Raw genomic sequence first — 9,709 nt, 5'->3', positions numbered from 1 at the left:
AGGCAAGGCGCCGACCGGGACGGAACGAAGGAGCATACTGAGGTATGTGACTGAGTTACGCGAGGGAGAGCAACGCAGCATCAGCACAAAAGACACAGGACAGAGCACAAGAATTTGCCTGGCGGCTTTAGCGCGGTGGTCCCACCTGACCCCATGCCGAACTCAGAAGTGAAACGCCGTAGCGCCGATGGTAGTGTGGGGCCTCCCCATGCGAGAGTAGGGAACTGCCAGGCATCAAACAAGTGAAGAAACCCTGAACGAAAGTTCAGGGTTTTTTTACGTCTATATAACGCTGAAATTGCATGCAATCGCCCTAATTTCACCCCCAAAATCCCTTACTAATCACAAATTAGCACCTTCAACGTCATCCAATTCCCGAAACCGCCCAACACGTGCTTTACTGAATCCTTTGGCATTAATTTATCGCAAGGAAATGAGGTAAGACATGACCGACTCACTACAACAAAAAGTGGCACCATCTGAATCAACGATAAACAGCAAACAACGCATCTGGGCGATTGTTGGCGCGTCATCGGGCAACCTGGTCGAATGGTTCGATTTCTACGTTTACTCCTTTTTCTCACTCTATTTCGCGCATGTATTCTTCCCGGCAGGCGATACCACTACGCAGTTACTGCAAACAGCAGGTGTATTCGCCGCTGGATTTTTAATGCGTCCGATTGGTGGCTGGCTGTTTGGCTATATCGCCGATCGCCATGGACGTAAAAACTCAATGCTGATTTCTGTCTGCATGATGTGTTTAGGATCCCTGGTGATCGCCTGCCTGCCAGGATACGGCGAAATTGGCGTAGCGGCACCGGTGATCCTGCTGCTGGCGCGTATGTTTCAAGGGTTGTCAGTGGGAGGAGAGTATGGCACCAGCGCTACTTACATGAGTGAAGTCGCTTTAGAGGGCCGTAAAGGATTTTACGCATCATTCCAGTATGTGACGCTGATCGGCGGGCAGCTGTTAGCGGTTCTTACCGTGGTAGTACTGCAACAGATCCTCAGCGACGAAGAGTTGCGGAGTTGGGGTTGGCGTATCCCCTTCTTCCTTGGCGCCGTGCTGGCTGTGGTCGCTCTGTGGCTGCGTCGCTCACTGAATGAAACCTCCGAGAAAAAGAATCGTGAACATAAAGATGCGGGCAGCGTTATGGGTTTGCTGCGCAATCACTCACGCGCATTTCTGATGGTATTGGGTTTTACTGCCGGCGGTTCACTGAGCTTCTACACCTTTACCACCTACATGCAAAAGTATCTCGTCAACACGGCAGGGATGGATGCACGCAGTGCCAGCGGATTGATGACTGCTGCATTATTCGTCTTCATGTTGATTCAGCCGATCGTTGGAGCGCTTTCAGATAAGATCGGTCGTCGATCCTCGATGATGATCTTTGGTGCGGGTGCAGCGGTCTGTACCGTGCCGATCCTGATGATGCTGCAAAATGTGCAGAGCGGTTGGGCCGCATTTGCACTGATCATGCTGGCGCTGATTATCACCAGCTTCTATACCGCCATCAGTGGCATTCTGAAAGCAGAAATGTTCCCGCCAGAAGTGCGCGCACTAGGTGTTGGCTTATCTTATGCGGTGGCTAATGCGATCTTTGGTGGTTCGGCCGAGTATGTCGCTTTACTGCTGAAGAAAGAGGGGATTGAAACCAGTTTCTTCTGGTATGTGTCGGCGATGGGGGCATTGGCCTTCGTTATTTCCCTGATGCTCCATCGCAAAGGGAAGGGCATTGCACTGTGATTATTGGCTTAAATTCCACAAGGCAACGCCAGTGGCCGCTCCCGCCACGTCATAGCTGAGATCTTTCCAACTCCAGCCGCTCCCCGAAGAGCGGCTGTCATATAACTCTTTTCCTACGCCAAAACTCAGCGAGAACAAAAAGCCAAAACGTAAATTTTGTCCACGGCTTTGATGCTGGTGTTGGGAGATTTCACTGCCGGCAGCGGCTAGCACGGCAGAAGAGAAGAAGTGTTCGGCTTTGTCCTTACCGGTCCAGTTATCTTGTGCCACATGCGCACATCCACTACAAAGTAAAACTACGCAGAGGATGAACGCACGCATCTGTTAGAGTAAGCGACTGATAAGACGGTCAATACGGATACGGCGTAGACGACGGATTAACTTACGTACTTTCGCCGGATAGTCAGAAATACTCTCTAATTCGCGGAAGTGCTGGACCGTCGTGGTATGTTCACGAATCAACGCCAGCTCTTTCTCGCGCTGTTCTGCCAGCTCATTCTTCGGATCATGGATAAGCACCGCATTTTCCAAATCCAGTCGCCAGGCGCGCGGATTAAGGTTATTACCGGTAATCATCATCCACTCGTCATCCACCCAAATGCCTTTCAGGTGATAACTGTTTTCGCCGTCTTTCCACAAACGCACCGTCAACTGGCCGTTATTGACGTAATACTGCAAACGGCTCAGAAAGCGTCGCAGGTTGATCTCATACAGATAGGGCAGTGCGCCGATGATTTTAAACGGCTGGTCAGGCGGGATGTAGAAATCGTTGGCGGTTTTATCGCCCACGATGATCTCCACTTCTTTACCCTGACGCAGCAGGTGGATCAGATTACGCACCAGGATCGCTGGCAGGTTGAAGTAAGGCGTGCACAGCGTCAGTTTACGCTCGGCGCACGGCATCAAATGGAAGATGGTTTTATTGAGCAGACTGCGTTTGCCAAGGCCCACCAGCGGCGTGACCGCCAGTGAGTCATTTTCAGTATTCCCCGCGAACTGGTAGTTAAAACTGCGCAAATCCTGGCGGAACTGGCGTGTTTCGTTTTTAATTTCAGGGCTGGATGGACGCTCAGTCTGGTCAAGGCGATTAACCGCATCGGACTGCTTGAGATTTCCGCAAATCCACGCGTACATGGTGTCCGCCAATTGTGGATTGCGGATTAGCTGATAGCGATCATAGCGATATTTATCATGCTGATGCAGATAAACATCATTCAGGCTGGCGCCGCTATACAGTAAGGTGTCATCAATAATGAAGCCTTTCAGATGCAGTACGCCAAGTGCTTCACGCGTGTTAACGGGAATGCCATACACTGGAATAGCGATCTCGGGATGCTGTGCTGCCATCTCGCAATACCAATCAGCGTTGGTCAGTCCACGAGCGGCACCAATTCGGCCACGCTGCGCGCGATGCCAATCCACCAGAATACTGATATCCAGCTCCGGACGTGCCTGACGCGCAGCATAGAGCGCCTGCATGATGCCACGCCCGCCGTCGTCGTTCTCGAGATAGAGCGCGGCGATGCAGATGCGTTTTTCAGCCGCAGCGATTTTCGTCAGCAGGGTCTCACGGAACTCGGCAGGCGAGTAAAGCGTGGTCACATCCGACACGGATTGTGACAGTTTAGGCAGCTGTGCGAGGTGTTGTTGGTGTTTATTGCGTTTAAATTTAGACAACATCACAGTGCACTTCTTCTCTGTTCATTGCATGGCCTTTTGCCATCAAATCATGATCCTAACGGTAAATAATAACATCAACCGGCCTGATAAGGAGGATTTTTACCTTTCTGTACAGGATATCATCACGCCTCACCGAGCGGTAAATTCAGGCTGACAATGCCATCATCCAATTGAATATTCACACGAAAATTCAGTTTTCGTGCCAGCGTAATCATGCCGGTGTTGTGTGGCATGGTGATACCGTTCAATTGTTGCAGACCATGATCGCGCGTATAGCGGATCATCTTTTCCAGCAATCGTCTGCCCATCCCGAGTCCTTTAAGATCGGAGCGCACCAGCACCGAAAACTCCGCATCAATGTTATCGGCATCCGAGATCGCACGCGTCACACCAATAATCTCATCATTCCCGTTGTGCTGTCGTACTGCAACAATGGCCATCTCTCGGTCATAGTCGATTTGGGTCATGTTGGCGAGATCCTCATGCGTGAACTCATTGATCTCACTGAAATAACGATAATAAAGGTCTTCTTTCGTTACCTGAGCGATAAACGCGCGCAGTTGTGGTTCATCTTCCGGCAAGATCGGACGGAACAGGCAATACTGCCCATCTTTCAGCTGTACTTGTTCTTCAAGATGATGCGGGTAAGGACGGATAGCCAGACGCGCTTCGTTATCACCAGTAAATGGCGCGAGTTGCAGCGTGACATCCAGCAAGGTGAATTCATTCGCGGAGGCCAGCAGCGGATGGATATCCAGCCGCTGGATCTCCGGGCAATCTACCACCAGATTTGAAACCTGCACCAGCAATTGGCTCAGCCCGGCAATATCCAGTGGACGCAACGCACTGCGACTGCGCACTTTGCCGCTCTTCATCGCCTGAATCACCAGATAACGCGCCAGCGTCATGTTCAATGGGGGAAGTGCGACGGCAGCCTGTTTATCGGCCTGCCATTCTACGCCGCCTTCACCCAGCATAATGATGGGACCAAACAGCGGATCTTGCTCCACCACCACGCGTAATTCCTGCGCACCCGCACGATTCGCCATGCTTTGTACCAGCAATCCATCAATTCGGGCTTGAGGATGGGTGTGGCGCACGCGATCAAATATCGCTTCAGCGGCCTGCTCAACCTCCTCACAACTGCGCAAATACAGCATCACGCCCTGAACTTCTGATTTGTGTGGAATATCCGGCGACCGCAGCTTAAGCGCCACCGGATAACCAATCTGATCGGCAATAGTGGCGGCCTCACGGCTGTCACTCGCAATCCAGGTCGGTAGCGTCGACAAACCATACGCTTGCAGCACCGGCTGCACTTCGTGGGTATCCAGGGTGTTAATCCCCTGATCCAGCGCTTGTTGAATCAGTTGGTGCGCCTGCGTACTATTTTGTGTCAGGCCTATCGGCAAAGCGGGGGTTTCACGCAGTTGTTTTTGGTTACGGCGATACTCAACCTGATGCATAAATGCAGTTATAGTGCCTTCCGGTGTGCGCCAGGTGGGGATTCCGGCCTGAGTGAAAGCACGACGAGCGGCTTGTGACGAGTATTCGCCACACCAGTTAGTGAGAAGTGTCACCTGTTTGCCGCGCGGATGTTTTGCCACTGTCGCAATAATTTGCTCGGCCGTTTCGGTGGCGGGAGACACGGCGCTCGGGGCATGGATAATCATTAATGCATCGAGTTCATGGCTATCCAGTAGTTGTTCGATGCAGGCAACATAGCGCGCTGGGGTGGCATCGTCCTTGAGATCCAGCGGATTACCGCGCCCAACGCCCTCGGGCAACAACGTGGTCAAGGCTTGTAAAGTCTCATCACTCAGCGTAGCCAGTTTGCCATTACGCGCGTACAGCTCATCCAGTGCTAAGGCTGCGGGGGCTGCGCCGTTGCTGATGATCATCAATCTATCCCCTCGCAATGGACGCATATGGCTTAGCGATTCCACCGCGGAAAACAGTTCATGCGTGTCCTGCACCCGCAGCAAACCGGCACGCTGAATCGCGGCATCCCATGCTGCATCCAGCCCGCTGAGTGTGCCAATCATCGCCTGTGCCTGATGGCTGCGACCGCTTTTGATCACCAGAATCGGTTTATTGCGTGAGGCGCTACGAGAGGCCGAAACAAAGCGGCGCGCATCACTGAGATGCTCTAGATAGAGCAGAATAGCGCTGGTTTTACCGTCACGCGCCAGGAAATCCAGCAAGTCATCAACATCAATATCCAGACTGTCGCCCAAAGCGATAAACCAGGAGAAGCCGAGATTGCGCTGCTGAGCCCAATCAAGAATGGTGTTGGATACCGCAGCGGATTGAGAAATAAAGGCAATGCGTCCTTTTGCGATCGGCACCGGCGAGAAGCTGGCGTTTAATCCTTGCCACGGGGCCAGCAATCCCAGACTGTTCGGGCCGAGCAGGCGAATTTGCCACTGGCTGGCGCAGGCTTTCAACTCTTCAAGCTGACTGGCGGGCGAGGAGAGAATGATGCAGGCTTTGCAGCCTTTTTCACCCAGCTGCTGCAGCAGCTCCAGATTGCGTTTGGCATGAGTACAGATAATGGCGAGATCGGGCGCGAACGGCAGGCTGGCAATATCCGGCCAGGCCAGCACACCGCTTACGGCTTTATACTTCGGCGTGACCGGCAGCACCGGACCGCTAAATCCGCCAGCCAGCAAATTACGCATCATAAAGTAGCCGGCGCGCCCCGGTGTAACTGACGCACCAATCACCGCGATTGATTTAGGTCGTAACAGTGCTTCCAGTCCGCGTTGGCTCATCATCCGCTCCCGACATCAAGATTGGCATGATTGTAAACGCTTTTTACTCTGCTTGCCGACTCGCCGATCGCAGGCTGAGGATCTCTTTAAGGTTCCAGCGCTTTAAATGGCCGATGTACTGCATATTCTGCTCGCTATGCCATGCTGAGACATCTCCATCACGCAGATGCATGAGATCAGCCGGACTGACCCAGCTCGCCTGTCCCTGAAGTAGCTCGACGCCTGCATGGCGATATCCTGCGATGACGAATTCTGAGCAGAAGAAGCGATTGGCTTGAGGATCGTCAACGTCGGCGAGTTGCACGCGCGCTAATGCAGTGAGACAGGCACTGCGTAGATTTTCATGCATCAGCGGCAGCTCGCAGACGCGGCGCGAAACCATAAACGGCATGAACATCACGATACCTTTGAAATTGTATTTTTTGCCTTGTTGCTGGTGGGCAAATTCGCGCAACAGCGAGCTTTGGTCTTGAGTGAGGCTGGGCACGCGTAGCACCAACAAATTATTACTCTACTCAATAGCCTGTTGCAGCGGAATGATTTTGACACCACTGCCCACGGCTTCCGCCACTTGCCGATCACCCAGGTAGATTGCGGCATGGCTGACACCGCTGAAGCTAATCAGGCGAATGCCCCAGGATTGAGGCGAGGTGGCGGAGGAGAGCAGCAAATCACCGGGCTGCAATTCAGCAACGCTAATGATGCCACCTGGGCGTGTGCTAACGGATTGTAACTGCAGTGGGTAAGGGCGGTCAGTTTGCGGTGCCGTGCTGCAGCCCGCTATCAGCAGCACAACAAGCCACCAGACTTTCATAGCGCATCATCCTTATGTTGGGAGCCAACTCCATGGCGATGTGCGACTATAAATCAAACGGACGAGTTAAAAAATCAGGCGATCCCTACAGCACACTTTCCTGATAGTGCACAGGATGATGCGACTTGCCTGCCAAATAAGCGTGGCGGAAATGCTCAAAATGCTGCTGTAACGCGCTTGCTGCCTCAACATCGCCAGCCTGTTCCAGCAGCGCGGCGGCCACTTCAGCGGTACAGTGCTGGCCCTCGCCGTGCGCTTCCCGCAGCGTGTAGCGCGACGGTGTGGAAACGTTGAGTGACATCACCGGGAACGCATCCAGCCAGGGGCTTTTGCGGAACATTTTGCGGGCTTCGGTCCAGGTGCCATCCAGCATAATAAATAGCGGTGGTTTGCCGGTGAGCGGAGGTGTGATGAGGACTTCCCTGCCTGCATCGGCATACGAGCCCGGAAATACTACCAGTGGCTGATAATCGGTGGTTTGCACTGCTGCGAGCATCGCTTCATCAGGTTCGGTGCGTGACCAGCCAAACGCCAGCGTATCAGGCAGGATATCGGCAATCAGGCGTCCGGTATTGCTCGGCTTCATCGGCTCGGTATCGAACATCACCAGGCAAAAACGGCTGCGTGCTAGCTGCGGTTGCAGCGTGGCACACAGGCAATTTTTTTGCGGCAACAGACAACGCTGGCAACGCAACACGCGATTGCCACGGGCAAGAAACGGGCGCGTAGCGCGTGCTAAACGTTGCGCACGTAAGCGCAGAACGGCATTTTCAGACATAGAATCGCAGGCAGGAAAAAAACGCCAGTTTAATGGAAGGCGAACGGCAAGGCCAGCACAGGGGCTGGCCTGAGGTGCTTAAAGTGATTCGTCGAGCCACTCATTAAACGGCGCTTTGGGCATTGCCCCGTTTAACATGTCGACCATCTCACCTTTTTTGAACACCATAATGGTCGGGATACTGCGGATGCGGAAGCGTGAGCTGAGTGCCGGTTCGGCTTCCGTGTTCACTTTCACAAAGCGCACTTTACCGCGGCGTTCGTCAGCGACATCCTTAAAAACAGGCGCGAAGTTCACGCACGGACCGCACCACGGCGCCCAAAAGTCGACCACCACGGGCAAATCGTCCTGCAAATATTTATCCAGCGTGGCTGCCGTGGCATTCACGACTTCACCATTGAACAGCTCGTCGCCACAGCGACCACACTTGGCGCCATCGGCAATACGTTCCTCGGGAACGCGGTTAGTTGCCTGACAGGAGGCACATACAGTATTCATCGTCACCTCAAACCGGACCTGTAAATGTTATGATTGCCGAACATTATGAAAAGGTTGAGTGCTATGCTCAATCTGGATTGCCCAATAGGTTCAATAGTTGATAGCTAAGCTCCAGCACATCAGGTAATCTTCGCGCTCTCAATGCAGGAGGAACAAATGAACGACGAATTTAAAGGCAAAAGCGGCAAGGTAAAAGTGATGTATGTACGTGATGAGGATGCAGGCCAAAAGCCAAATCCCCGTACCGGCAAAGGCGGCCGTCCTGCTGCGCGCCAGGAAGATAATCGTCGTTCTGGTCCTCGTACTGCACGTAATAATGAAGAAGGTGGTCGCAGCAGTGCAGGTGGACGCGGAACGCCCGCGCGTGATGCACGCAATGCTGACCGCGGTCGCAGCTTCGGTCGTCGCGATGATCGTGATGACAACCGCAGCTTCGGTGATTCTCCGTGGCGCACCGTTTCTCGTCCGCCAGTGGCTGATGACAGCCAGGTTGATGATGCAGCCAGCAACAAGCCGGTGATCGATCCCGAGCAGATTCGCCGTCAGCGTCAGGAAGAGACGCGCGTTTACGGCGAAAATGCCTGCCAGGCGCTGTTTGCCAGCCGCCCAGAGAGCATTGTACGTGCCTGGTTTATCCAGAGCGTCACCCCGCGCTTCCGCGAAACGCTGCGCTGGTTAGCGGCCAACCGTAAAGCCTACCACGTGGTGGATGATGCCGAGCTGACTAAGGCTTCAGGCACCGAACACCACGGCGGCGTGTGCTTCATCATCAAGAAACGTATGGGCATGGAAGTCTCTGAGTGGCTGAAAAAAGCGGATACCAGGGATTGCGTGCTGGCGCTGGAAGATGTCAGCAACCCGCACAATCTCGGTGGCATCATGCGTAGCTGCGCACACTTCGGTGTGAAAGGTTTGCTGGTTAACGATGCTTCCCTGCTGGAATCGGGCGCGGCAGTGCGTACTGCCGAAGGTGGCGCAGAACATGTGCAGGCCATCAGCGGTGAAAGTTTTGCCAGCGGTCTGGAAGCCTTCCGCAAAGCGGGTTACACCATCGTGACGACTTCAAGCCATGAAGGCACGCCGCTGGCGAAAGCTGAGCTGCCAGCCAAAATGGTGTTGGTACTGGGTCAGGAGCGTGAAGGTCTGTCCGACAGCGCCTTCCAGCAGGGTGATATCAGCCTGTCGATTGGCGGTACCGGCAACGTTGAGAGTCTTAACGTCTCCGTGGCGACTGGCATTCTGCTCGCCGAATGGTGGCGCCAGAACGCATAAAAGAAAACGGGCCGAAAGGCCTAATGCCGATCAGTTAAGGATCAGTTGAACGATCCAGTGGCTGTGTAAGAATCCGGAAACGCTTCGTTTCCGGATTTTTTTATGCAGCTCAGTCAGGCCCTTGATATCGTCTCTCGTTACGA

The 9,709-nt window shown here is 53.6% G+C and carries 9 protein-coding genes and 1 rRNA gene; 3 read left to right on the top strand and 7 right to left on the bottom strand.

Annotated elements, in window-relative coordinates; translation table 11 throughout:
* Positions 1-117: 117 nt before the first annotated feature.
* Positions 118-233, top strand: a 5S ribosomal RNA gene (rrf, locus tag FD737_RS23450).
* Between the two features lie 212 nt (positions 234-445).
* Complete coding sequence (locus FD737_RS23445; RefSeq protein WP_097119814.1) at positions 446-1,750, top strand: MFS family transporter; 1,305 nt, start codon at positions 446-448, stop codon at positions 1,748-1,750.
* Here the strand turns inward: FD737_RS23445 and FD737_RS23440 are convergent, their stop codons facing one another.
* From FD737_RS23440 to trxC, 7 genes are all read right to left on the bottom strand, one after another.
* Positions 1,751-2,071: a YfiM family lipoprotein gene (locus FD737_RS23440; protein WP_058959193.1), complete on the bottom strand. Its 321-nt coding sequence runs from the start codon at positions 2,069-2,071 to the stop codon at positions 1,751-1,753.
* 3 nt (positions 2,072-2,074) lie between these two features.
* Positions 2,075-3,430: a CDP-diacylglycerol--serine O-phosphatidyltransferase gene (gene pssA, locus FD737_RS23435; protein ID WP_160834687.1), complete on the bottom strand. Its 1,356-nt coding sequence runs from the start codon at positions 3,428-3,430 to the stop codon at positions 2,075-2,077.
* A gap of 122 nt (positions 3,431-3,552) precedes the next feature.
* Positions 3,553-6,204 (bottom strand): bifunctional acetate--CoA ligase family protein/GNAT family N-acetyltransferase, encoded by a 2,652-nt coding sequence (locus tag FD737_RS23430; protein ID WP_160834686.1) that lies wholly within the window; start codon positions 6,202-6,204, stop codon positions 3,553-3,555.
* Between the two features lie 43 nt (positions 6,205-6,247).
* Complete coding sequence (locus tag FD737_RS24235; protein ID WP_370523139.1) at positions 6,248-6,691, bottom strand: hypothetical protein; 444 nt, start codon at positions 6,689-6,691, stop codon at positions 6,248-6,250.
* A 24-nt stretch (positions 6,692-6,715) separates the two neighbouring features.
* Positions 6,716-7,018, bottom strand: a complete 303-nt coding sequence (locus FD737_RS24230; protein WP_370523138.1) for a hypothetical protein — start codon at positions 7,016-7,018, stop codon at positions 6,716-6,718.
* 85 nt (positions 7,019-7,103) lie between these two features.
* Positions 7,104-7,796 (bottom strand): tRNA-uridine aminocarboxypropyltransferase, encoded by a 693-nt coding sequence (locus tag FD737_RS23420; protein ID WP_160834685.1) that lies wholly within the window; start codon positions 7,794-7,796, stop codon positions 7,104-7,106.
* Between the two features lie 78 nt (positions 7,797-7,874).
* Positions 7,875-8,294 (bottom strand): thioredoxin TrxC, encoded by a 420-nt coding sequence (gene trxC / locus FD737_RS23415; protein ID WP_034825465.1) that lies wholly within the window; start codon positions 8,292-8,294, stop codon positions 7,875-7,877.
* Between the two features lie 156 nt (positions 8,295-8,450).
* Between trxC and FD737_RS23410 the strand changes: the two genes are divergently transcribed.
* Positions 8,451-9,566 carry a tRNA/rRNA methyltransferase gene (locus FD737_RS23410; protein ID WP_160834684.1) on the top strand — a complete coding sequence of 372 codons (1,116 nt, stop codon included), beginning with the start codon at positions 8,451-8,453 and terminating at the stop codon, positions 9,564-9,566.
* The last annotated feature ends 143 nt before the right edge of the window (positions 9,567-9,709 follow it).

It is taken from the genome of Pantoea sp. Seng, from assembly GCF_009829935.1.
GTDB lineage: Bacteria > Pseudomonadota > Gammaproteobacteria > Enterobacterales > Enterobacteriaceae > Pantoea > Pantoea communis.
Note: the sequence above shows the minus strand (reverse complement) of the source record. Positions and strands in the feature narration are given on the sequence as shown.